At 71.0% G+C, this 22,707-nt stretch carries 20 protein-coding genes; 12 read left to right on the top strand and 8 right to left on the bottom strand.

Features of this window, described 5'->3' with window-relative positions:
- Window positions 1-77 precede the first annotated feature (77 nt).
- Both ACIO5E_RS25575 and ACIO5E_RS25570 read left to right on the top strand, forming a co-directional pair.
- Window positions 78-1,076 carry a glycosyltransferase family 2 protein gene (locus ACIO5E_RS25575; protein WP_400671900.1) on the top strand — a complete coding sequence of 333 codons (999 nt, stop codon included), beginning with the start codon at window positions 78-80 and terminating at the stop codon, window positions 1,074-1,076.
- Between the two features lie 89 nt (window positions 1,077-1,165).
- Complete coding sequence (locus ACIO5E_RS25570; RefSeq protein ID WP_400671897.1) at window positions 1,166-2,113, top strand: YihY/virulence factor BrkB family protein; 948 nt, start codon at window positions 1,166-1,168, stop codon at window positions 2,111-2,113.
- 25 nt (window positions 2,114-2,138) lie between these two features.
- Here ACIO5E_RS25570 and ACIO5E_RS25565 read toward each other — a convergent pair whose 3' ends face one another.
- Complete coding sequence (locus tag ACIO5E_RS25565; RefSeq protein WP_400671894.1) at window positions 2,139-3,344, bottom strand: D-alanyl-D-alanine carboxypeptidase family protein; 1,206 nt, start codon at window positions 3,342-3,344, stop codon at window positions 2,139-2,141.
- 140 nt (window positions 3,345-3,484) lie between these two features.
- Between ACIO5E_RS25565 and ACIO5E_RS25560 the strand changes: the two genes are divergently transcribed.
- Together ACIO5E_RS25560 and ACIO5E_RS25555 are read left to right on the top strand one after the other, a co-directional pair.
- Entirely contained in the window at window positions 3,485-3,742 is a 258-nt protein-coding gene (locus tag ACIO5E_RS25560; protein WP_400671891.1) for an SCO4848 family membrane protein, read from the top strand.
- Window positions 3,743-3,839: 97 nt separating this feature from the next.
- Window positions 3,840-5,483, top strand: coding sequence for a hypothetical protein (locus ACIO5E_RS25555; protein ID WP_400671888.1), 1,644 nt, complete (start codon window positions 3,840-3,842; stop codon window positions 5,481-5,483).
- Window positions 5,484-5,549: 66 nt separating this feature from the next.
- On the opposite strand, the gene ACIO5E_RS25550 is transcribed toward ACIO5E_RS25555, so the two are convergent.
- From ACIO5E_RS25550 to sdhC, 4 genes are read right to left on the bottom strand one after another with little or no spacing between them, the layout of a single operon-like run.
- Complete coding sequence (locus tag ACIO5E_RS25550; protein WP_400671886.1) at window positions 5,550-6,323, bottom strand: succinate dehydrogenase iron-sulfur subunit; 774 nt, start codon at window positions 6,321-6,323, stop codon at window positions 5,550-5,552.
- Window positions 6,323-8,065, bottom strand: coding sequence for a succinate dehydrogenase flavoprotein subunit (sdhA, locus tag ACIO5E_RS25545; protein WP_280674981.1), 1,743 nt, complete (start codon window positions 8,063-8,065; stop codon window positions 6,323-6,325). The genes ACIO5E_RS25550 and sdhA overlap by 1 nt, the downstream gene beginning before the upstream one ends.
- A gap of 54 nt (window positions 8,066-8,119) precedes the next feature.
- Window positions 8,120-8,611 (bottom strand): succinate dehydrogenase, hydrophobic membrane anchor protein, encoded by a 492-nt coding sequence (gene sdhD / locus ACIO5E_RS25540; RefSeq protein WP_280674980.1) that lies wholly within the window; start codon window positions 8,609-8,611, stop codon window positions 8,120-8,122.
- 8 nt (window positions 8,612-8,619) lie between these two features.
- Entirely contained in the window at window positions 8,620-9,000 is a 381-nt protein-coding gene (sdhC, locus tag ACIO5E_RS25535) for a succinate dehydrogenase, cytochrome b556 subunit (RefSeq protein WP_280674979.1), read from the bottom strand.
- Window positions 9,001-9,191: 191 nt separating this feature from the next.
- Here sdhC and ACIO5E_RS25530 point away from each other — a divergent pair, with 191 nt between their 5' ends.
- The gene (locus tag ACIO5E_RS25530) at window positions 9,192-10,028 is read left to right on the top strand and encodes a hypothetical protein (protein ID WP_400671883.1); all 837 of its coding nucleotides are present in this window, start codon (window positions 9,192-9,194) and stop codon (window positions 10,026-10,028) included.
- A gap of 16 nt (window positions 10,029-10,044) precedes the next feature.
- On the opposite strand, the gene ACIO5E_RS25525 is transcribed toward ACIO5E_RS25530, so the two are convergent.
- The 3 genes from ACIO5E_RS25525 to ACIO5E_RS25515 form a co-directional block, all read right to left on the bottom strand.
- Window positions 10,045-10,590: a 2-oxo-4-hydroxy-4-carboxy-5-ureidoimidazoline decarboxylase gene (locus ACIO5E_RS25525; RefSeq protein WP_400672320.1), complete on the bottom strand. Its 546-nt coding sequence runs from the start codon at window positions 10,588-10,590 to the stop codon at window positions 10,045-10,047.
- A 239-nt stretch (window positions 10,591-10,829) separates the two neighbouring features.
- On the bottom strand, window positions 10,830-12,485 hold the full coding sequence (locus ACIO5E_RS25520; RefSeq protein ID WP_400671881.1) for an alpha/beta hydrolase: 1,656 nt from the start codon (window positions 12,483-12,485) through the stop codon (window positions 10,830-10,832).
- 67 nt (window positions 12,486-12,552) lie between these two features.
- Entirely contained in the window at window positions 12,553-13,308 is a 756-nt protein-coding gene (locus ACIO5E_RS25515) for an SDR family oxidoreductase (protein WP_400671879.1), read from the bottom strand.
- Between the two features lie 145 nt (window positions 13,309-13,453).
- On the opposite strand from ACIO5E_RS25515, the gene ACIO5E_RS25510 reads away from it, so the two are divergent.
- The 7 genes from ACIO5E_RS25510 (at window position 13,454) to ACIO5E_RS25480 (ending at window position 22,658) form a co-directional block, all read left to right on the top strand.
- Window positions 13,454-15,061, top strand: coding sequence for a methylmalonyl-CoA mutase (locus ACIO5E_RS25510; RefSeq protein WP_400671876.1), 1,608 nt, complete (start codon window positions 13,454-13,456; stop codon window positions 15,059-15,061).
- Window positions 15,062-15,245: 184 nt separating this feature from the next.
- Window positions 15,246-16,589 (top strand): amidohydrolase, encoded by a 1,344-nt coding sequence (locus ACIO5E_RS25505; RefSeq protein WP_400671874.1) that lies wholly within the window; start codon window positions 15,246-15,248, stop codon window positions 16,587-16,589.
- A 308-nt stretch (window positions 16,590-16,897) separates the two neighbouring features.
- The gene (locus tag ACIO5E_RS25500; RefSeq protein ID WP_400671872.1) at window positions 16,898-17,956 is read left to right on the top strand and encodes a BMP family protein; all 1,059 of its coding nucleotides are present in this window, start codon (window positions 16,898-16,900) and stop codon (window positions 17,954-17,956) included.
- 292 nt (window positions 17,957-18,248) lie between these two features.
- A complete protein-coding gene (locus ACIO5E_RS25495; RefSeq protein WP_400671870.1) occupies window positions 18,249-19,829 on the top strand; it encodes an ABC transporter ATP-binding protein in 1,581 nt (526 codons plus the stop codon).
- 5 nt (window positions 19,830-19,834) lie between these two features.
- The gene (locus ACIO5E_RS25490; protein WP_280674963.1) at window positions 19,835-20,995 is read left to right on the top strand and encodes an ABC transporter permease; all 1,161 of its coding nucleotides are present in this window, start codon (window positions 19,835-19,837) and stop codon (window positions 20,993-20,995) included.
- A complete protein-coding gene (locus tag ACIO5E_RS25485; protein ID WP_400671867.1) occupies window positions 20,992-22,257 on the top strand; it encodes an ABC transporter permease in 1,266 nt (421 codons plus the stop codon). Before ACIO5E_RS25490 ends, ACIO5E_RS25485 begins: the two co-directional genes overlap by 4 nt.
- Window positions 22,254-22,658: a cytidine deaminase gene (locus ACIO5E_RS25480; protein WP_400671864.1), complete on the top strand. Its 405-nt coding sequence runs from the start codon at window positions 22,254-22,256 to the stop codon at window positions 22,656-22,658. Before ACIO5E_RS25485 ends, ACIO5E_RS25480 begins: the two co-directional genes overlap by 4 nt.
- Window positions 22,659-22,707: the final 49 nt, after the last annotated feature.

The following is a 22,707-nucleotide window of genomic DNA, read 5'->3' as shown; positions in this document are numbered from 1 at the left end:
ACTGTGAATCGGTGCGTACGTGCGCCCCGATCCTACCTCCGGGCCAAGGGGCCCTTCGGGGCCACTACGCTGGCCCCGTGCCCCGCTTCAGCGTGATCGTCCCCGTGTACCAGGTTCAGGACTACCTCGCCGAGTGCCTCGATTCGGTGCTCGGCCAGGGCGGCCCCGACCTCGAACTGATCGCGGTGGACGACCGCTCCCCGGACCGCTGCGGCGCGATGCTCGACGAGGCCGCCGCCGACGACCCGCGGATCCGGGTGCTGCACCTGCCGGAGAACGTCGGCCTCGGCCGGGCCCGCAACGCCGGCCTGGAGGTCGCCACCGGGGACTACGTGATCTTCCTCGACAGCGACGACACGCTCACCCCCGACCTGCTGAAGCACGTCGACGACCGGCTCACCGCCACCGGCGACCCGGACGTCCTGGTCTACGACTACGCCCGCACCTACGCCGACGGCCGGATCACCCGGGCCGCCTCCGCGCACGTGTTCGGCGCCGCCTCCCCGGACGTCTTCGACCTCGCCGCCCGCCCGGACCTGCTCGACCTGCTCCAGGTCGTCTGGAACAAGGCCTACCGCCGCGACTTCGTCACCGCGCAGCGGCTGGTCTTCCCGGCCGGCTACTACGAGGACACCCCCTGGACGTACCCGGCGCTGCTCGCCGCCGCCCGGATCACCCTGCTCGACGAGGTCGGCGTGCACTACCGCCAGCGGCAGGAGGGCGGCAACATCCTGGCCACCGCCAGCCGCAAGCACTTCGACGTCTTCGCCCAGTACGACCTGGTCTTCGCCTTCCTGGACGGCCGCCCCGACCTCGACCGGTGGCGCCCGGTGGTCTACGGCCGGATGCTGCACCACCTCAACACCGTGGTCTCCAAGCCCGGCCGGATCCCGCCCGGCGACCGCCGCGAGTACTTCCGCCGCGCCGCCGCGCACTGCGCCCGGCTGCGCCCGGCCGGCTACCGGCCGCCGGCCGGCGTGGACGGCGTGCGCACCGAACTGCTCAGCCACGGCCGCTACGGCTCCTACCAGGCCGTCCGCGCCCTCGCCCGGGCCCGCCGACTGGTCCGCCGCTGAGCCGGGGCCGCCGTCCCCGCCGCCACACCGGCCCCGGTCCGCGTCGAGCCTGACGGCCATTCGGGGGACGGACCGGTATAACCGGTCGGGTGGACTTCCTGACCCGTCTTCCGGTCGTCGGCCCGCTCGTGGCGTGGGTGCTGCGCAGCCGCCCGTACCGGGTGTACGAGTACTTCTCCGCGGCCCGGGGCAACCGCCTGGCCGGCGCGGTCACCTTCTTCGGCTTCCTCGCCCTGTTCCCGCTGCTCACGGTCGGCCTGGCGATCGCCGTCTCGACGCTCGACAGCGGACAGGTGGCGAACCTGCAGAAGCACATCTCCGACCAGCTGCCGGGCATCTCGGAGGCGCTCAACCTGCCGTCCCTGGTGGCCAACGCGGGCGCCGTCGGGCTGGTCGGCGGGGCGCTGCTGCTGGTCTCCGGCCTCGGCTGGGTGAACACCATGCGCACCTCGATCCGGGACGTCTGGCAGCTGCCCGACGACGACGCCAACCTGGTGCTGCGCAAGGCCTGGGACTGCGTGGTGCTGGCCGGCCTCGGCGTGGTGTCGCTGGTCTCGCTGGCCGCCTCCACCGCCGGAACGACGCTGGCCGGGCGGATCGCCGACTGGATCGGGCTGCGCAGCGGCTACCTGCTGACCGGGGTCGGCGTGCTCATCGCCATAGCGTGCGACACGCTGCTCTTCGCCTACCTGCTGGCGCCGTTCCCCGGGATCGGCGGCCAGCGCCGCCGGGACGTGCTGCAGGGCGCGCTGATCGGCGCGGTCGGCTTCGAGCTGCTGAAGGTCCTGCTCGCCTCCTACCTCGGCTCGGTCGCCGGCAAGAGCCTGTACGGCGCCTTCGGCGTGCCGGTGGCGCTGCTGCTGTGGATCAACTTCGTCTCCCGGCTGCTGATGTACTGCGTGGCCTGGACGGCGCTGGCCGATCCGGTGGCCGCCCGGGAGCGCACCCGGGAGCACGGCCGGGCACTGCTGGCGGCGGCCGACGAGGCCGAGGCGGACGCGGCCGGGAACACGACGAAGGCCCGGCCTCGGGAGTGAGGCCGGGCCGTTCGTCCGACGGATGTCAGCCGCCCGTCCTGCGGTGGCGGCGCAGGACCAGCGCGCCGTAGCCGGCCGCGGCCAGCACCAGCGCGACGGCCAGCCAGCCGCCGAGGCCGAGCCCGTCGTCCTCGGCGGTGATGGTGGGTGCGGCGGCGGGCCCGGTGGTGGCGGCCGGGTGCGGCGGGGGCTCGGGGGCGCCGGCGGTGCCGCCGGCCTGGCCGGTCGGCGTACCCGAGGGCGGGAGCTCGTCGACCAGCCTGCCGACCGGCTGGACCTTGCCGGCCGCCGCGAAGCCCCAGTCCAGCAGGGCGGCCGTCTCGTCGTAGACCTTCTGGTAGGTGGTCGGGTGCATCACGGTCACCAGCAGGGTGCGGCCGTTGCGTTCGGCGGCGCCCACGAAGGTCGAGCCGGCGTTGGTGGTGAAGCCGTTCTTCACGCCGATCAGGCCGGGGTACTTGCCCAGCAGGCGGTCCGTGTTGGCGATCCCGAAGCTGCCGCGCTGGCCGGTGTTGCGGTCCACCGCACCCGGGAACATCGCGTCCCTGGTGGCGCAGTACATCCGGAAGTCGGGATTGCGCAGGCCGGCCCGGGCGAACAGCGACAGGTCGTAGGCCGAGGAGACCTGCCCGTCCATGTCGTAGCCGTCCGGGGAGACCACCCGGGTGTCCCGGGCCTGCAGGGCGTCGGCGCGGGCCTGCATCTCGGTGACGGTCTGCGGCACGCCGCCGTTCATGTGCGCCAGGACGTGCACGGCGTCGTTGCCCGAGCTCAGGAACACCCCGCGCCACAGGTCCTCGACCCGGTACTCCAGGTTCTCCTTGATGCCGACCAGGCTGCTGCCGGCGCCGATCCCGGTGATCTCCTCGTCGGTGACCTTGTGCACCGCGTTGCGGTCGAACTTGGGCAGCACGGTGTCGGCGAAGAGGATCTTCAGGGTGCTGGCCGGGGCCAGCCGCAGATGCGGGTTGCTGGCGGCCAGCACGTCACCGGTCGTGGCGTCGGAGACTATCCAGGACTGGCCGGTGAGATCCCCCGGCAGCGCCGGGGCGCCGGCCAGCGGGGAGACCTGGACCCCGGAGAGCCCGAGCCGCTCGCCGCCGATCGCGGCGGTCGTCTGCGGGGGCGGCTGCCCCGGGGCCGCGACCGCCCCCGGGGCGGCGAGCAGGACCGGGAGGACCGCGGCGACCGCGGCGAACAGGTGCGCGAACTTCTGACGGCGTGTGGGCACCCGCAGACCGTACCCACTCCGGTTCCCCGTCGTCCGCCACACCGGTCCCGTCCTCCGCATGAGGGGCCCGCAGTAGGCCGATCGGCGGCCCGCGCATACTGGGGGACGCACACCGCCTTCACACCCCGCCGAGGACCCCCATGAAGCTCAGCCGCCGCACCTCCTGGTTCCTGACCGCCTTCGGCGTCTGGTCGATCATCATCTGGACGACCTTCGTCAAGAACCTCTGGAAGGACTCCGGCGGCCAGGCCTTCACCAACGGCGACCACTCCCAGCCCACCGCCTTCTTCTGGATCCACCTCCTCCTCGCCGTCACCTCCTTCCTCCTCGGCATCGCCGTCGGCGCCATCGGCCTGCGCGGCCTCCGCGCCACCCGCCGCACCCCGGCCGCCGACTGACCGGTCAATTCCGTTGCCGCTGTCAGACCCCGCTGGCAAGATCCTCACGGCTTGAACACGCACCGAACAGATCTGCTGACCAGGGGTGGGGATTCTGATGAAGCCCGTGCATGTCCATCGACTCGGCGGGGCGGCCGCAGTGGCCCTGGCCGCCGGGCTGCTCGCGGCACCGACCGCGACCGCAGCCGACCCCGGGCCCGTGGTGCTCGGGATGACGGCGTCGCCGCAGCCGGGGCACGCGTCCACCGGGGAGCGCACCGACGCCTGCGACGAGGCCACCGACCCGGGCTGGGTCGGGCGGACCATCGGCGGTCCGACCCTCAGGGCCCAGATCACCGGCGACGCCGCGCGGTTCGGTGTCTGGGACAGGACGACGGGTGCCGAGCAGCCGGTGTTCACCGGCGAGGCCCAGGCCGTCGCCCAGCACGCGAGCGTCGCTGTACCGGGCCTGCAGGACGGGCACAGCTACGCCTGGCACGCCTGGGCCCTGAAGTCCGGGGAAGCCTCGGCGCCATCGGTGGACTGTCACTTCAAGGTGGACACCACGTCGCCCGCCGCTGTGATCTCCTCCCCTGACTTCCCGGCAAGCGGCGCGGGCGGGACGGCCACCAAGTACGCCGGACAGAAGGGCACCTTCGTCCTCAACGGCACCGACCCGGCACCGGCGGGAGGGGAGGCCTCGGGCGTCGCCTGCTTCCGGTACGGCTTCGGCACCCTCGGGGTGGGCGACTGCACCTCGTCGGACGCCGTCAAGCCGGACGCCACCGGCACGCTGACCGTCAACCTGAAGGTCCTGAACTGGGGCACCAACAACCTCAACGTGCAGGTGGTCGACGAAGCGGGCAACGTCGGGCAAGCCTCGTACAGCTTCTACGCACCCTCCAACCCGAAGCCGCCGACGACCCTCGGCGACGTCGACGGCGACGGCGTCGCGGACACCCTGCTCCCCGATGCACAGGGCAACCTGCAGTCCTTCGGGGTCAACGCGGGCGACACCACGCCGAATGCCGTCATCGCTGCCAACCGGGCACCGAGCGATGGCAGTTGGGCACAGTTCCAGGTGGCGCACCGGGGCTGGGCGAAGAGCCACGCGCCGTCCTCGGACGACCTCTTCGTCCACCAGCCGGGTGACGCCTATCTCTACCAGTACCGAAACTTCGACTACGGCTCGTTCACCCAGAGCTGGACGGGCGCCGTGCGCTCCGACCGCTGCCTGAACGATGCCGGGGCGGCAGCGCCGTGCCCAGTCGACTACGCCTCCGACTGGTCGAAGGCCGACCAGCTCGTGGCGCTCGGCCCGGTGGCCGGCGGGTTCGCCCCGTCGCTGCTCACTCTTGAGGACGGCAACCTCTGGCTGCACGCGGGCGGCGACTTCAGCTTCGGTGCCCAGAAGGTCCGCAAGCTCACCACCAGCGGTGCCTGGGCGGGCTACGACCTGATCGCCCCGGGCCCGGACGCGGCCGGGGACCTCGCCCTGTGGGCGCGCGAGCGGGCCACGGGCGTGCTGCACGCCTACCCGATCCCGAAGAAGGCCGACGGCACCTTCGACTTCTCCGCCCTCGCCGACCCGGCGTCCGGTGTCGTCGCCACCGGTTTCACCACGGCCGCCTACCCGACGCTGGGCAGCTCGGGAGACGGTGACGGGGACGGCAAGCCGGACCTGTGGGCCGTCACGGCCGACCGGCACCTGGTGACGTTCAGCGGCTGGACCGGCCCGAAGGATCTCGGCGTCCTGAAGTGACCAACGGCCGAGGCCCCGTCCGATCGGGAGGATCGGACGGGGCCTCGGCCGGCTGTCGGGCGGGGGTCAGAAGCGGCGGGTGACCAGGGCCCGCTTCACTTCCTGGATCGCCTTGGTGACCTCGATGCCACGCGGGCAGGCCTCGGAGCAGTTGAAGGTGGTGCGGCAGCGCCACACGCCCTCACGGTCGTTGAGGATCTCCAGCCGCTGCTCGGCGCCCTCGTCGCGGGAGTCGAAGATGAAGCGGTGCGCGTTCACGATCGCGGCCGGGCCGAAGTACTGGCCGTCGTTCCAGAACACCGGGCAGGACGACGTGCACGCGGCGCACAGGATGCACTTGGTGGTGTCGTCGAAGCGCTCGCGGTCCTCGGCGGACTGCAGGCGCTCGCGGGTCGGGTCGTTCCCCTTGGTGATGAGGAACGGCATGACGTCCTTGTACGCCTGGAAGAACGGGTCCATGTCCACGACCAGGTCCTTGAGGACCGTGAGGCCCTTGATGGCCTCGATCGTGATCGGCTTCTCCGGGTCGACGTCCTTGATCAGGGTCTTGCACGCCAGCCGGTTGCGGCCGTTGATCCGCATGGCGTCGGAGCCGCAGATGCCGTGCGCGCAGGAACGGCGGTAGGTGAGGGTGCCGTCCTGCTCCCACTTGATCTTGTTGAGCGCGTCCAGGACGCGCTCCTTCGGGTCCATCGTCAGCTGGTAGTCCACCCACACCGGGTCCGGGTGCTCCTCCGGGTTGAACCGGCGGATCCGGAAGGTGACGGTGATCAGCTCGACGCCGCCCGCCTCGACCGCGTCCAGAGCGGCCGAGTGCTTCTCCACGGTAGGAGTGCTCATCAGTACTTACGCTCCATCGGCTGGTAGCGGGTCGTGACGACCGGCTTGTAGTCGAGGCGGATGGAGGTGCTGCCGTCGGCGGCCACCTCCTGGTACGCCATGGTGTGCTGCATGAACTTCACGTCGTCACGGGTCGGGAAGTCCTCGCGGTAGTGGCCGCCGCGCGACTCCTCGCGGGCCAGCGCGGAGACGGCCAGCACCTCGGCCAGGTCGAGCAGGTTGCCCAGCTCGACGGCCTCCAGCAGGTCCGTGTTGTACCGGAAGCCCTTGTCCTGGATGGAGACGTGCTTGTAGCGCTCCTTCAGCGCGGCGATGTCCTCGACCGCCTGCTTCAGGGTGGCGCCGGTGCGGTACACCATCGCGTTGGCGTCCATGGTCTCCTGCAGCTCCTTGCGGATCTGCGCCACGGACTCGGTGCCGGTGGACTCGCGCAGGCCGTCGACCAGCGCCTGGACCTTCTCGGCCGGGTTCTCGGGCAGCTCGACGAACTCGTGCTCGTTGGCGTAGTCGGCGGCGGCGATGCCCGCGCGACGGCCGAACACGTTGATGTCCAGCAGCGAGTTGGTGCCCAGGCGGTTGGCGCCGTGCACGGACACGCAGGCGACCTCGCCGGCCGCGTACAGGCCCGGGACGATGTCGGTGTTGTTGCGCAGCACCTCACCCTCGACGTTGGTCGGGATGCCGCCCATGGCGTAGTGCGCGGTGGGCTGGATCGGGATCGGGTCCGTGTAGGGCTCGATGCCGAGGTAGGTGCGGGCGAACTCGGTGATGTCCGGGAGCTTGGCGTCCAGCTGCTCCGGCGGCAGGTGGGTCAGGTCCAGGTAGACGTGGTCGCCCTCGGGACCGCAGCCGCGGCCCTCGCGGATCTCGGTGTAGATCGCGCGGGAGCAGACGTCACGGGACGCGAGGTCCTTCATGACGGGGGCGTAGCGCTCCATGAAGCGCTCGCCGTCCTTGTTGCGCAGGATGCCGCCCTCGCCGCGGGCGCCCTCGGTGAGCAGGATGCCCATGCGCCAGATGCCCGTCGGGTGGAACTGGAAGAACTCCATGTCCTCCAGCGGCAGGCCGCGGCGGTACACCAGGGCCTGGCCGTCACCGGTGAGGGTGTGGGCGTTGGAGGAGACCTTGAAGAACTTGCCGGTGCCGCCGGAGGCGAACACGACCGACTTGGCCTGGAAGACGTGGATCTCGCCGGTGGCCAGCTCGTAGGCGACGACGCCGGACGTCTTGCCGTCGTTGATCAGCAGGTCGAGGACGTAGAACTCGTTGAAGAACTCGACGCCGTGCTTGACGCAGTTCTGGAACAGCGTCTGGAGGATCATGTGGCCGGTGCGGTCGGCCGCGTAGCACGAGCGGCGGACCGGGGCCTCGCCGTGGTTGCGGGAGTGACCGCCGAAGCGGCGCTGGTCGATCCGGCCCTGCTCGGTGCGGGAGAAGGGCAGGCCCATCTTCTCCAGGTCGAGGACGGCGTCGATGGCCTCCTTGCACATGATCTCGGCGGCGTCCTGGTCGACCAGGTAGTCACCACCCTTGACCGTGTCGAAGGTGTGCCACTCCCAGTTGTCCTCCTCGACGTTGGCGAGGGCGGCGCACATGCCGCCCTGGGCCGCGCCGGTGTGGGACCGGGTGGGGTAGAGCTTGGTCAGGACGGCGGTGCGGGTGCGCTGCGTCGACTCGATGGCCGCGCGCATGCCGGCGCCGCCGGCGCCGACGATGACGGTGTCGTACTGGTGAATCTGCATGGGGGTTCTAACTCGCCTCTGGCCTCTGCCGATTGCCGATTAGATGCTGCGTCGTCAGATGTTGGGGTCGAAGGTGAAGATCACCAGGGTGCCCAGCAGCACGGTGAAGACCGTGGCGGTACCCATGAGCCCCTTCAGCCAGAGCCGGGTCGAGTCCTTCTCGGCGTAGTCGTTGATGACCTGCCGCATGCCGTTGGCGCCGTGGAGCATGGCGAGCCAGAGCATCGCGAGGTCCCAGACCTGCCAGAACGGCGAGGCCCAACGGCCGGCCACGAAGGCGAAGCCGATCTTGGAGACGCCGCCGTCGAGCACCAGCATGATGAGCAGGTGGCCGAGGATCAGCACCACCAGGACGATGCCGGACAGGCGCATGAAGAGCCAGGCCAGCATCTCGAAGTTGGTGCGGGTGCGGCGCGGGGTCTTCTCGGTCCGCTTGCGCGGCGGCTCGATGACGAACGCGTCGGCCGGGTTGCCGGTGCCGAGGCCCTTGCCGGTGTGCGCCTGCGCGGAGGGGACCACCAGGGCGTCGGAGATTTCCGTGGACATGTGTCAGCTCACTTCCCGAACCAGGAGATCAGCGTGTGCTGCAGGATCCCGTAGAAGGAGCCGGCCATCAGCACGACCCAGACCCCGACCACGGTCCAGAGCATCTGCTTCTGGTACTTCGGGCCCTTGGACCAGAAGTCCACGGCGACGACCCGCAGGCCGTTCAGGGCGTGGAACAGGATGGCGGCCACCAGGCCGTACTCCATCAGGTTCACGAGAGGAGTCTTGTACGTCTGAATGACGGTGTCGTACGCCTCGGGAGACACTCGCACCAGAGCGGTGTCCAGGACATGGGCGAACAGGAAGAAGAAAATGAGGACGCCGGTGACTCGATGAGCCACCCAGCTCCACATACCTTCCCGGCCGCGGTACAGCGTTCCAGCCGGCACGGAAAAACCCTCCGGAAGCGATTGGGGGCTCGGCCGGCTTCGGTGTCGGTCAGCCCGGCCGGGTACGGTCCACCGGCCGCCAGCATCCTATCGACGCCTTCTCGGGAACCGCCTCCGGGGGCCTCAGGTGTGATCAATCAGGCACGTCTGGCCTAGCCGGGCGGGAACCAAGGCCGCTTTGGTCGCCCTGGGTGACGATTCGACTGCGCTACGGTGGCGGCCCGCTCCGCCGCCGACACCCTGCCGAGGCCCCCGTGCCGCTTCGCCCCGCCCGACCGTCCGCCGCCGTCCTCACCGGCCTGCTGCTGTTCGCCGCGGGCTGCACCACGGTGGGCGGCTCCTCCGTGGACCGGGCCGGACCCGGCCGCGAACTGTCCGCGGCGGAGCTGCGGGCGGCCGCAGTGGCCGGCGCCGACCTCGGGGCGGGATACACCGTGACGGTGATGACGCCCGGTCACGGAGAGACCGGGGCGGGCGCCGGGCGGGAGGTCGCGGACGTCCCGGCCTGCCAGCCGCTGCTGGACACGGTGACCCCGGCCGCCTCGACCGGCGCCGCCTCGGCCTCGCCGGCCCCGGGCTACCCGTACGCGGAGACGGATCTGAGCGTGGCCCGGGCCGCCGACCCCAAGGGCGGCGTGTACGGAGGACTGCTCGGCTACCGGGCGGGGCGGGCGGCCGCGCTGCAGGCGGAGCTGGAGAAGCTGTTCGGCCCCTGCGCCGCGTTCACCTCGGCGGCGCCGGCGCCGCCGGCCGAGAAGCCGGGGAAGAAGGCGCCGATCCGGACCAGGCACCGGCTGAACCGGGAGGACACGCCCACCCCCGGGGGAGCGGACGGGGCGCTCGGATTCACCCTGACGAATGAATCGGGGAACGCGGTGCTCTCACAGCGTGCGGTGCTGGCCCGGGTCGGACCGGCGCTGATGGTGTTCACCACCTTCGGCGTGGCCACCGAGCCGGCCGCCGCGCCGGACGAGCTGATCGTCCGGCAGCAGGTGGCCAAGCTGCGGGCCGCGCAGGCGAGGAAGTAGGGAGGGCGGAGCCGGCTCAGCGGGCCCCGGCCTCCGAGTGGGTGGCGACCAGGTGCTCCAGGCGGGTGAGGGCGATCCGGCGGAGCTCGTCCGACGCGATCAGCCGCTCCTCGTCCGGATCGTTGGCCAGTCGGGTGCGGATCGAGGAGAGCACGGTGTCGAGCATCTCCTCCGGGGCCACGCTCTCCAGGCACACCACGAAGACGTGGCCGAACCTGGCCTCGTACGCGGCGTGGGCGGCCCGCAGCGCGGTGTGCGCGGCCTGGCTGCCCGGTGCCCGCATGCCGAGCAGCGGTTGCGGCATCCAGCTCTCGTCGGCGAGCGCCTCGGCCAGGTCGGCCGGGCGGAGGTCGTAGGAGGCCTCGCTGGCGGCGGCCAGTAGGGACTCTATGTCGGGGTAGGGCCGGTGCGCGGTGAGCCGAAGGGCCCACCGGTGGCTGCCGCAGCAGGCCAGGAGGGCCTCCTCGGCGGCGCCGGCGTCGGCCTCGTTGAAGCGGTGCAGCCCGAGGAGGGTCGGCTCGGAACTGGGATCGAGCCGCTGTGGCGGGATGTCGCTGGCCAGCGGGTCCTCCTCGTGAGGGCGGGAAGGTGCCGGTGAAGGGGGGTGGGTGAAGCAGCTGAAGTATGGAGGCTGCGGGGCGGCGCACGGCGCCGGTCGGGTAGCGCCTCAACGGTAGTTGAGCCGTCATCAGTTGGGGAGGGCGCACGCGGAATTCATCCGGACGAGCTATCAAGTTGTGACGTTGACACCTTCGTGTCAGCGCCCTCCCCGCATTCATCTGTTAATCCGGCGCTCCAGCCTCAGGAACACCGGGTTCCCTCGGCCGGCATCGTGCCCTCGGTCAGGTAGGCCTCCATGGCCTGGTCGATGCAGGCGTTGCCCCTGCCGAACGCGCCGTGCCCCTCGCCCACCCGGGTCAGCAGGGTGGCCTTGGCGAAGCCCTTGGCCAGCGCCTCGGCGGCGGCGTACGGGGTGGCCGGGTCGCCGGTGCTGCCGACCACCAGGATCGGGTCGGCGCCCTCGGCGCGGATGGTGTGCGGCTTCTCGGGGGACTGGAACGGCCAGTGGGCGCAGCCGGCCTCGGTGTAGTCGTCCACCGACACGCCCTTGGACATCAGCGGAGCCTCGGCCTTGAGCTTGGCCACCACCTCCTGGGCCTTCTCCGGCGTCGGGGCGGGGCGGGACATGTCGGCGCAGCGGATCGCGCCCATTGCCTCCTGCCTGGCGTCGTAGTGACCGTTCCGGTCGCGGCCGTCGTAGTCGTCGGCGAAGGCCAGCAGGAGGTCGCCCTTGTCACGCTTCATCGCCCAGCCGAGCGCGTTGCGCAGGTACTGCCAGTCGGTCTTCTCGTCGCCGTACAGCATCCGGACGACGCCGGTCCAGGCGAGGCCGCTGCCGAGCTTGCGGCCGTCCTTGGCGGTCAGCGGGTGGTCGCGCAGGCCGTCCAGGAAGTCGGCGGCCTTCTGAGCGGCCTTGTCCGGGTTGCTGCCGAGCGAGCACTCCTCGGCGTGGTTGTCGACGCAGTCGGCGGCGAAGCGCTCGAAGGACTTCTCGAAGCCGATCTGCTGGTCGACGCCCTCGTCGAGGCTGTCGGCGGCCGGGTCGACGGCGCCGTCCAGGATGAGCCGGCCGGAGTTCTTCGGGAACTCCTCGGCGTAGAGCGCACCGAGGTAGGTGCCGTAGGAGACGCCCAGGTAGTTGAGCTTCCGGTCGCCGACGGCGGCGCGCAGCACGTCCATGTCCCTGGCGGAGTTGCGGGTGCCGACGAAGGGCAGCAGCTTGCCCGACTTGGCCTGGCAGGCGGCGATGTACTGGGCCTCCTTCTGGTCGGAGGCGGTCTTGCGGGCGGCCGGGTCCAGCGGCTCGTCCACCTGGCTCTGCTCGTCCCGCTGCTTGTCGTCGAGGCAGGTGATCGGCGAGCTGCCGCCGGTGCCGCGGGGGTCGAAGCCGATCACGTCGAAGCGGTCGTGCAGCGCACCGGAGAAGTCCTTGGCGCCGTACTCGACCATCTCGACGCCGGACTCGCCCGGGCCGCCCGGGTTGACCATCAGCGAGCCGATCCTCTGGTCCGGCTTGGCGGCCGGCAGCTTGACCAGCGCGAGGTCGAGGGCGTCGGTGGCGGGGTTGGCGTAGTCCAGCGGGACGTGCAGCCGGCCGCACTGCATGCCGGATATGTCGATCTTGGCCTGCTCGGCCTTGGGGTCGGCCGGGCAGGCGGCCCAGGCGATCTGCTGACCGTAGAAGGGCTTGAGCGCAGGGTCGGCCTCGCCGGTGGGCTTGGGCGTCGGGGTCGGCGTCTGGGTGGCCGTGGGGCTCGCGGCGGTGGCCGGGACCGCGCCGGCGGCCTGGTCCTGGGACGGCTTGGCGGTGTCGTTGCACGCGGAGGTGAGGAGCAGGGTGCCTGCCGCCAGGGCGGTCAGCAGGACCCGTGGGCGGGCGGCCCGGAAGGTTCTCATCGCACGTATGTACCACTGGAGGGTGACGCGTTCGATCACCGGGCCCGGCCGCCCGCCCCCGCTGTGATCAGGCGCGATGCACCTTGTGGTTGGCCGCCTGGGCGCGGGGCCGGACCACCAGCAGGTCGATGTTGACGTGCGAGGGCCGGGTGACCGCCCACGCCACGGTGTCCGCGATGTCCTCCGAGGTCAGCGGTTCCGCCACTCCGGCGTACACGGCCGCGGCCTTGTCCTCGTCGCCGCGGAAGCGGGTGACCGCGAAGCCCTCGGACTTCACCATGCCGGGGGCGATCTCGATCACCCGGATCGGCTCCCCGCACAGCTCCAGGCGCAGCGTCGCCGCGATGGTGTGCGCGGCGTGCTTGGCCGCGACGTACCCGCCGCCGCCCTCGTACGCGGCCAGTGCGGCGGTCGAGGAGAGCACCAGCACGGTGCCGTCGCCGGTGGCCCGCAGCGCCGGAAGCAGCGCCTGGGTCACGTGCAGCACGCCGAGCACGTTCACCTCGTACATCGCCCGCCAGTCGGCCGGGTCGCCGTGCTCCACGGTCTCGGCGCCGATCGCCCCGCCGGCGTTGTTCACCAGTACGTCCACCCGGCCGACCTCGGCCGCGAAGACGTTCACGGCGGCCCGGTCGGTGACGTCCAGCGTGACCGCCCGGGCCGAACCGCCGCGGTCGCCGATCTCCTTGGCCAGCGCCTCGATCCGCTCGGTCCGCCGGGCGGTCAGCACCACGTCGAAGCCCTCGGCCGCCAGCCGGCGGGCGGTCGCCGCGCCGATTCCGCTGCTGGCACCGGTGACCACGGCCACCTTCTGCTCGGTCATTGCCACTCCCTGGGCTCGTTGGCGGGGGTACGCGCATTCGGTCGTTCACCCGATCATCTCAACCGCGTCGGCACCCCGGCGGACCGGCCACGTCCTACATTGCGAACAACCAGTGCCCCGCCCGCCGATCCCGTGGAGAGACCCCATGGCAGCCGAGCCGCGCCGCGCCGAGTCCGCCCGCCCTGCGGAATCGGGTTTCCCGATCGAGCCGCTGTACGGCCCCGAGGCGCTCGCCGGCTGGGAACCGGCGAGCAGGCTGGGCCGGCCGGGGGAGTACCCGTACACCCGGGGTGTCTACCCGACGATGTACACCGGCCGGCCGTGGACGATGCGCCAGTACGCGGGCTTCGGCACCGCCGCCGAGTCCAACGCCCGTTACCGGCAGCTGATCGCGGGCGGCGGCACCGGCCTGTCGGTGGCCTTCGACCTGCCCACCCAGATGGGCTACGACTCGGACGCGCCGGTCGCCGCCGGGGAGGTCGGCAAGGTGGGCGTGGCCGTCGACAGCGTCGAGGACATGGCCGTGCTGTTCGACGGCATCCCGCTGGGCGGGGTGTCCACCTCGATGACCATCAACGCGCCCGCCGCCCTGCTCCTGCTGCTCTACCAACTGGTCGGCGAGGCTCAGGGGGTGGCGCCGGCCCGGCTCACCGGCACGGTCCAGAACGACGTGCTGAAGGAGTACATCGCCCGCGGCACGTACATCTTCCCGCCGCAGCCCTCGCTGCGGCTGGTCGCGGACGTCTTCCGGTACTGCCGGGCCGAGATCCCGCGCTGGAACACCATCTCCATCTCCGGCTACCACATGGCCGAGGCCGGGGCGGATCCGGCGCAGGAGATCGCCTTCACACTGGCCAACGGCATCGCCTACGTCCGCACCGCGATCGCCGCCGGGATGCCGGTGGACGACTTCGCCCCCCGGCTCTCGTTCTTCTTCGTGGCCCGGGTCACGCTGCTGGAGGAGGTGGCCAAGTTCCGTGCCGCGCGCCGGATCTGGGCCAGGGTGATGCGCGAGGAGTTCGGCGCGAAGGACCCGCGGTCGCAGATGCTGCGCTTCCACACCCAGACCGCCGGGGTACAGCTCACCGCCCAGCAGCCCGAGGTGAACCTGGTCCGGGTCTCGGTGCAGGCGCTCGCGGCGGTGCTCGGCGGCACCCAGTCGCTGCACACCAACGGCTTCGACGAGGCGATCGCGCTGCCCACCGAGAAAGCCGCCCGGCTGGCCCTGCGCACCCAGCAGGTGCTCGCCCACGAGACCGACGTGACCGCCACCGTCGACCCGTTCGCCGGCTCGTACGCGGTCGAGTCGCTGACCGATGAGGTGGAGGCGGCCGCGCTGGCGCTGATGGCCGGGGTCGAGGAGATGGGCGGCGCGGTGGCCGCGATCGAGCAGGGCTTCCAGAAGGCGGAGATCGAGCGCACCGCCTACCGGATCCAGCAGGAGACCGACTCCGGCGAGCGGACCGTGGTCGGCGTCAACCGCTTCCGGCTGGACGCCGAGGAGCCGTACCAGCCGCTGCGGGTGGATCCGGCGATCGAGCGGCGGCAGGCCGAGCGGCTGGCCGGGCTGCGCGCCGGGCGCGACCGCTCGGCCGTCACCCGGGCACTGGACGGGCTGCGCCGCACCGCGGAGGGGGAGGGGAACGTGCTGTACCCGATGAAGGAGGCGCTGGCCGCCCGGGCCACCGTCGGCGAGGTCTGCGACGCGCTGCGGGGGGTGTGGGGGGTGTACCGCCCGGTGGAGCGCTTCTGAGGAGACGTCAAGAAGGGTGCGGCCGTGACCACCGTCCCGGGTGATCGTTGCACAGGGCAAGCAAACCGGGGAAGGCGGCTGAAACGAGATGTCATACCCACCTGTTCGGCCGGTATGCACCCATCCGGGGACTAGTTTTCCGGAAGTCGGGCCAAATCCCCCCAACAGGCCTACCCTTGTTGAGATGAACCGTCCTGAGCCCGCTCAGCCGGGCGCCACTCTCGCCACCGCACGCCCCGTCGCCGAACTGCGCGCCCGGGTCCGGGGGCTGGAGTCCGAGCTGATCGCCTTCCGCCGTGACCTGCACCGGCACCCGGAGCTCGGCCGCCAGGAGTTCCGCACCACCGGCTTGCTCCGCGACCGACTGGTGGCGGCGGGCCTGAACCCCCGGGTGCTGCCCGGCGGCACCGGCCTGATCGTCGACGTCGTCCCGGCCGGTACTGCCCCCGGCGCCGAGTTCCTGGCCTTCCGCGCCGACATCGACGCGCTGCCGATCGACGACGCCAAGACCGAGGTGCCGTACCGCTCGACCGTCCCCGGCCGGGCCCACGCCTGCGGTCACGACGTGCACACCGCGGTGGTGCTCGGCACCGCCCTGGTGCTGGCCGAGGCCGCCCGCAACGGCGAACTGCGCCGCCCGGTCCGGCTGGTGTTCCAGCCGGCCGAGGAGGTCATGCCGGGCGGTGCGCTGGACGTCGTCAAGGCCGGGGGGATGGACGGCGTCGGCCGGATCTTCGCGGTGCACTGCGACCCCAAGGTGGAGGTGGGCCGGATCGCCCTGCGCACCGGGGCGATCACCTCGGCCTGCGACCGCCTGGTGCTGCACCTGGACGGCCCGGGCGGCCACACCGCCCGCCCGCACCTGACCACCGATCTGGTGACCGCGGTCGCCCGGACGGCCGCCGACCTGCCGGGCGCGCTGGCCCGCCGGATGGACCCGCGTTGGGGGGTCAGCCTGGTCTGGGGCCGGATCGCCTCCGGCTCCGCGCCCAACGTCATCCCGCAGCACGCCGAACTGGAGGGCACCGTCCGCTGCCTGGAACTGGACGGCTGGCGCGAGGCGCCCGACCTGCTGCACGAGCTGATCGCCAAGCTCGCCGAGACCTACCGGGCGAAGTGGACGCTGGACTACCACCGAGGGGTGCCGCCGGTGGTCAACGAGGCGGTCTCGGTCGCCATGCTGGAGGCGGCGATGACCGCCCGGTTCGGCCACGGAGCCGAAGGGCGCGGCGACGCCGGAAGCGTGAGCCCCTCCTGCCCGTCGGTGTCGGGTCAGGAGCGCCCGGAGCCGTCCGGTCCGGCCGTCGGCGCGCAGGTGGTGGAGAGCACCGAACAGAGCCTGGGCGGCGAGGACTTCTCCTGGTACCTGGAGCACGCCCCGGGCGCACTGGCCCGGCTGGGCGTCCGTGCCCCGGGTGACAGCACCGTCCGCGACCTGCACCAGGGGCGTTTCGACGTCGACGAGCGGGCGATCGGGATCGGTGTGGAGCTGTTCGCGGCGCTCGCCCTGGACGAGCCGCAGACCTGAGCGGCAGGCGCCCGGCTCGAACGGCCCCGGGCGCCCCACCCGAACGGCCTCGGGAGACCGGTCGGCACCCCGCCTCGGTGGCCGGCCGGTTTACCGTCCTCCGGGCTCTTCGAGCGGTTCCGTAGACTGGTCCGCATTCAGCCTCGGATCACCGTCCGCGCACGGGAATAGGGCCTCGGGAAGACCGTGAGACCACGGTTTGATAACAACCCGAATGGTCCGGCACCCCGTAACCCAACCGTGTTCTACGCGCGTTACGGTGGCGTCCGACCACGCTAATCAGGTGCGTGTGAGAAGGAGATACTCCCTTGCGCCGTTCAATGAAGCTCGCTGCGGTTGTGCTCTCGGGTTCCCTGGGCATGGCCTCGCTCGCCGCTTGCGGCGCAAAGAGCACTGACAACACCTCCTCCGGGGCGGCCGACGGCGCGCTCAAGGTCGGTATGGCCTACGACATCGGCGGCCGTGGCGACCAGTCGTTCAACGACTCCGCCGCCCGCGGTCTCGACAAGGCCAAGGCCGAGCTCGGCGTCTCGGTCACCGAGGCCGACGCCAAGGCCGGCGAGGCCGAGGCTGACAAGGAGACCCGCCTCAAGAACCTGGTCGACGGCGGTTACAAGACGATCGTCGCGGTCGGCTTCGTCTACCAGGACGCGGTCGACAAGGTCGCCAAGGACAACCCGAACGTCAAGTTCGCGATCATCGACTCGAACAAGACGGACCAGCCGTCCAACGTCACCTCGCTGCTCTTCGCCGAGCAGGAGGGCTCGTACCTCGCCGGTGTCGCCGCCGCGAACAAGTCGAAGGCCAAGCACGTCGGCTTCATCGGTGGTGTGCAGACCGAGCTGATCAAGAAGTTCGAGGCCGGTTACAAGGCGGGTGTGAAGTCCGTCGACCCGAACATCGTGGTCGAGACCACCTACCTGACCACGCCGCCGGACTTCACCGGCTTCGGCTCGCCCGACAAGGGCAAGGAGGCCGCGCAGGGCCAGCTCGACAAGGGCGCGGACGTCATCTACACCGCCGCCGGCTCCTCCGGCAACGGCGCCATCGAGGCCGTCGCCAACAAGCCGGGCGCCCTGGCCATCGGCGTCGACTCCGACCAGGCCGCCCAGCCGGCCCTGGCGAAGTACAAGAACAGCATCCTGACCTCGATGGTGAAGAACGTCGACAACGCCGTCTTCTCCTACATCGACTCGGTCAAGAAGGGTCAGCCGTTCACCGGCATCAAGAACTTCGACCTGAAGGCCGAGGGTGTCTCGCTCGCCACCACCGGCGGCAAGATCGATGACATCCAGGACAAGCTGAAGGCCGCCGCCACGGCGATCACCTCCGGCGCCACCACCGTCCCGACCGCGCCGGCCCAGTAAGGCCCACGCGTCCCGGACGCCACAGCGACTGCCGCCTGTCCGGCAGCGCGACGATCGACACAGCAGCACGGGAGGGGCCCGGCAGGGTGCGCTCAACGCGTACCCCCGGGCCCCGTCCCGTCCCCCCGTCTTCCCTTGGCCCTCCCAGCGCAACGACGCGCCTCCAGACCACCAGGAGATCGCCATCACCGCATCCGACCCCGTCCCCCCGCGCACGGACGGCACCCCCAGCGCGGGGACGGCGACATCGGCCGTCGAACTGCGCGGAATCACCAAGCGCTTTCCCGGCGTCGTGGCCAACCACGACATCAACCTCACCGTCCGCAGGGGCACCGTGCACGCCCTGATGGGTGAGAACGGCGCCGGCAAGTCGACGCTGATGAAGATCCTCTACGGCATGCAGAAGCCGGACGAGGGCACCATCGCGATCAACGGCGAGCTGTGCGAGTTCAACACCCCGGGGGACGCCATCTCCCGCGGCATCGGCATGGTGCACCAGCACTTCATGCTCGCCGACAACCTCACCGTCTGGGAGAACGTCGTCCTCGGCGGCGAGAAGATCCACGGCATCGGCGCCAAGGCGAAGGCGAAGATCAAGGAGATCTCCGACCAGTACGGCCTGGGCGTGCGCCCGGACGCCCTGGTCGAGGACCTCGGCGTCGCCGACCGCCAGCGGGTCGAGATCCTCAAGGTGCTCTACCGCGGCGCCAAGATCCTGATCCTCGACGAGCCGACGGCCGTGCTCGTCCCGCAGGAGGTCGACGCGCTGTTCGACAACCTGCGTGAGCTCAAGGCCGAGGGCGTCACCGTCATCTTCATCTCGCACAAGCTGCACGAGGTGCTGGCGGTGGCCGACGCGATCAGCGTGATCCGGCGCGGCACCACGGTCGGCGACGCCGACCCGAAGGCCGTCACCGCCCGCCAGCTGGCCGAGATGATGGTCGGCGCCGAGCTGCCCTCCCCGGAGAGCCGCGAGTCGACCGTCACCACCACCGAGATGCTCGACGTCAAGGGCCTGCGGATCGCCAAGGCCGATGCCGAGGGCATCGAGCGCGTCGTCCTCGACGACATCTCGCTGCGCATCCACAAGGGCGAGATCCTCGGTATCGCCGGTGTCGAGGGCAACGGTCAGGCCGAACTGGTCGAGGCCATCATGGGCATGCTGCCGCTGGACGCCGGCACCGTCACCCTCGACGGCAAGGACCTCTCCGGAGAGCTCACCCGGGCCCGCCGCGAGGCCGGCATCGGCTACATCCCCGAGGACCGCCACAAGCACGGCCTGCTGCTGGAGGCCCCGCTCTGGGAGAACCGGATCCTCGGCCACGTCACCGAGGCGCCCAACTCCAAGGGCGTCCTGCTCGACCCGGCCGCGGCCCGCAAGGACACCTGGCGGATCGTCGAGCAGTACGACGTCCGCACCCCCGGCATCGAGGTCACCGCGGCCTCCCTCTCCGGCGGCAACCAGCAGAAGCTGATCATCGGCCGCGAGATGAGCCACCAGCCCAAGCTGCTGATCGCCGCGCACCCCACCCGCGGGGTGGACGTCGGCGCGCAGGCGCAGATCTGGGAGCACATCCGGGTCGCCCAGCGGGCCGGCCTGGCCGTCCTGCTGATCTCGGCCGACCTGGACGAGCTGATCGGGCTGTCCGACACCATCCGGGTCATCTACCGCGGCCGCCTGGTCGCGGACGCCGACCCGGCCACCGTCACCGCCGAGGACCTCGGCACCGCGATGACGGGTGCGGCCAGCGGCCACCTCGAGTCCGATGCGGAGGCCGTCGAGAAGTTCCACGAGATCCTCGTGGAGGGCACCGAGGCCGAGTCCGACGCCGGCCCCACCGACACCGCCGGCGACCCGCAGGCGGGGGAGTAACCCACATGACCAGTCCCAACACCGCCGCCAAGCGCAGCCTGGCGCAGCGGATCAGTGGTGAGCGGATCGTGTTCGCACTGGCAGCGCCGGTGCTCGCGGTCGTGCTCTCCGTCGCGATCTGTTCCGTCCTGCTGGCGACCTCGGGCAAGAACCCGTTCGACGCGTGGAACGTGATGCTCACGTACGCCACCAAGTCGGACGGCCAGGTGGCGATCCTCAACCGGTCCACCACGTACTACCTGGCCGCCGCGGCCGCCGCCTTCGGTTTCCGGATGAACCTGTTCAACATCGGCGTCGAGGGCCAGTACAAGGTCGCGGCGCTGTTCGCGGCCTTCGTCGGTGCCAAGGTCGACCTGCCGGCGATCATCCAGATCCCGCTGCTGCTGATCACCGCCATGCTGGTCGGTGGGCTGTACGCCAGCATCGCCGGTCTGCTGAAGGTCTACCGAGGGGTCAGCGAGGTCATCTCGACCATCATGCTGAACTCGATCTCGATCGCGGTCGTCGGTCTGCTGCTCGTCCCCGGCATCTTCGCGCCGGAGAAGGGCGCCACCAGCAACTCGATCCAGACCGACCCGATCTCGCAGTCCAGCCACTTCTTCTCGCTCGACACGGCCGGTGGGCCGCTGTGGGGCTTCATCGTCATCGCCGCCCTGGTCGGCGTGGTGTTCCAGTTCACCCTGACCCGCACCCGCTTCGGCTTCGACCTGCGCGCCACCGGCCGCTCGGAGTCCGCCGCGACCGCGTCCGGCGTGAACGTCAAGCGCATGGTGATCATCTCGATGGCGGTCTCCGGTGGAATCGCCGGTCTGATCGGCCTGCCCGAGCTGCTCCAGAATTCGTTCTACTTCGGCCAGAGCTTCCAGCCCGGCCTGGGCTTCCTCGGCATCTCGATCGCCCTGCTGGGCCGCAACAGCCCGATCGGCATGGCCTTCGCGGCCCTGCTGTTCGCCTTCCTGGACTCCACCGGCAACCAGCTGCCGCTGCCCCAGAACGGGGCCTTCCCGTTCGAGATCGTCCAGGTCATGCAGGGCACCATCGTCATCTGCGTCGTCGTCGCGTACGAGCTGGTGCGCCGCTACGGCCTGAAGCGCCAGCAGCAGAAGGTCGGCGCCGAGCTCGCCGCCCAGCTCGCGACCACTGAGAAGAAGGAGGTGTCGGCATGAGTACGGCCACCGCTGCCCGTCCCAAGGCGTCGGGCGCGCCCGCGAAGAAGCGCGGGCTGTCCTGGCCGGTGGTGCTGCTGCTGATCGCGGGCGCCCTGGTTCTGTTCTCCGCCGTGGGCATGGCCACCGGCAACCACTCGCTGACCTCCTCCGGTCAGGTCACCGCCGCGCTCAGCGCCGCCGTGCCGATCGGCATGGCCGGTCTGGGCGGTCTCTGGTCCGAGCGGGCCGGAGTGGTCAACATCGGTCTCGAGGGCATGATGGTCGCCGGCACCTTCTGCGGTGCCTGGGCGGGCTACCTGTACAACCCGTGGGTCGGTCTGCTGGCCGGCATGCTCGGCGGCGCGCTCGGCGGTCTGCTGCACGCCGTCGTCACCGTCACCTTCGGCGTCGACCACATCGTCTCCGGCGTCGGCATCAACCTGCTGATCCCCGGCATCTGCGGGTACGTCAACCGGATCTACTACAAGGACTACATCGCGGTCGGCGCGGGTGCGAACCAGTCGCCGCCGGCGGATCCGCTGCCGTACATCACCATCCCCGGGCTGTCGTCCGGGCTGAAGGACATCGAGAAGCACCACTGGTTCTTCGTCTCCGACGTGGCCGGCGTGCTCGGCGGCCTGGTCACCAACATCTCGGTGGTCGTGCTGCTGGCCGGCGTGATGATCGTGGTCAGCTACTTCGTGCTCTGGCGCACGGTGTTCGGCCTGCGGCTGCGCTCCTGCGGTGAGAACCCGACCGCCGCCGAGTCGCTGGGCGTCAACGTCTACAAGTACAAGTACCTCGCGGTCATCGCCTCCGGCGCCTTCGCCGGTCTCGGCGGTGCGTACCTCTCGCTGGTCGCGGCGCACTTCTACAAGGACGGCCAGACCCTCGGCCGCGGCTTCATCGGCCTCGCGGCGATGATCTTCGGCAACTGGATGCCGGGCGGCCTCGCCATGGGCGCCGGCCTGTTCGGCTTCACCGACAGCCTCCAGCTGCGCGACCCGGAGTCGGTGCACGTGCTGATCCTGGTCGTCGCCATCGCGATGGCGCTGTTCGCGCTCTGGCAGCTGTACCGGCGCAAGTTCACCGGTGCGGCGATCTCCTTCGTGGTCGCCGGCGGTCTCGGCGCCTGGTACGCGCTCACCGACGAGGTGCAGCGCCCGCTGATCGTCGCCACGCCGTACGTGATCACCCTGGTGGTGCTCTCGCTGGCCTCGCAGCGCCTGCGGATGCCGAAGGCGGACGGCCAGATCTACCGCAAGGGCCAGGGCAAGTGACGACACCGGCGGAGTCCCCCGCGATCGACTGGGAGCGGCTGCGCGCGGCCGCGCGCGAGGCGATGAGCCACGCGTACGCCCCGTACAGCAAGTTCCCGGTCGGCGCGGCCGCGCTGGTGGACGACGGGCGGCTGGTCACCGGCTGCAACGTCGAGAACGCCTCGTACGGGCTCGGGCTGTGCGCCGAGTGCGGGCTGGTGTCCGCGCTGCACGCCACCGGCGGCGGCCGGCTGACCGCTTTCACCTGCGTCGACGGTGCGGGCGACCTGCTGATGCCGTGCGGGCGCTGTCGCCAGCTGCTGTACGAGCACGGTGGGCCGGGTCTGCTGATCGAGCTGCCCTCCGGGATCCGCCCGATGAGCGAGGTCCTGCCTGACGCGTTCGGGCCGGAGCGGCTCTAGCTTCCCTTTCAGTTACGCGCGTAGAGTGTCGCGAGTGGGCCGGAACCGG

Origin of the sequence: Kitasatospora sp. NPDC087314 (assembly GCF_044744365.1) — a bacterium.
In the GTDB taxonomy this organism is placed as follows: domain Bacteria; phylum Actinomycetota; class Actinomycetes; order Streptomycetales; family Streptomycetaceae; genus Kitasatospora.
The sequence above is the reverse complement of the archived record's forward strand: the minus strand, read 5'-3'. Positions and strand labels throughout refer to the sequence as shown.

Bases quoted from the DNA above. Each gene is read 5' to 3' on its own strand.
- ACIO5E_RS25560 (WP_400671891.1), top strand. From the start codon at position 3,485: ATGAAGCTCAGCCGCCGCACCTCCTGGTTCCTGACCGCCTTCGGCGTC.
- ACIO5E_RS25555 (WP_400671888.1), top strand. From the start codon at position 3,840: ATGAAGCCCGTGCATGTCCATCGACTCGGCGGGGCGGCCGCAGTGGCC.
- ACIO5E_RS25550 (WP_400671886.1), bottom strand. From the start codon at position 6,323: ATGAGCACTCCTACCGTGGAGAAGCACTCGGCCGCTCTGGACGCGGTC.
- sdhA (WP_280674981.1), bottom strand. From the start codon at position 8,065: ATGCAGATTCACCAGTACGACACCGTCATCGTCGGCGCCGGCGGCGCC.
- sdhD (WP_280674980.1), bottom strand. From the start codon at position 8,611: ATGTCCACGGAAATCTCCGACGCCCTGGTGGTCCCCTCCGCGCAGGCG.
- ACIO5E_RS25520 (WP_400671881.1), bottom strand. From the start codon at position 12,485: ATGAGAACCTTCCGGGCCGCCCGCCCACGGGTCCTGCTGACCGCCCTG.
- ACIO5E_RS25515 (WP_400671879.1), bottom strand. From the start codon at position 13,308: ATGACCGAGCAGAAGGTGGCCGTGGTCACCGGTGCCAGCAGCGGAATC.
- ACIO5E_RS25510 (WP_400671876.1), top strand. From the start codon at position 13,454: ATGGCAGCCGAGCCGCGCCGCGCCGAGTCCGCCCGCCCTGCGGAATCG.
- ACIO5E_RS25505 (WP_400671874.1), top strand. From the start codon at position 15,246: ATGAACCGTCCTGAGCCCGCTCAGCCGGGCGCCACTCTCGCCACCGCA.
- ACIO5E_RS25490 (WP_280674963.1), top strand. From the start codon at position 19,835: ATGACCAGTCCCAACACCGCCGCCAAGCGCAGCCTGGCGCAGCGGATC.
- ACIO5E_RS25485 (WP_400671867.1), top strand. From the start codon at position 20,992: ATGAGTACGGCCACCGCTGCCCGTCCCAAGGCGTCGGGCGCGCCCGCG.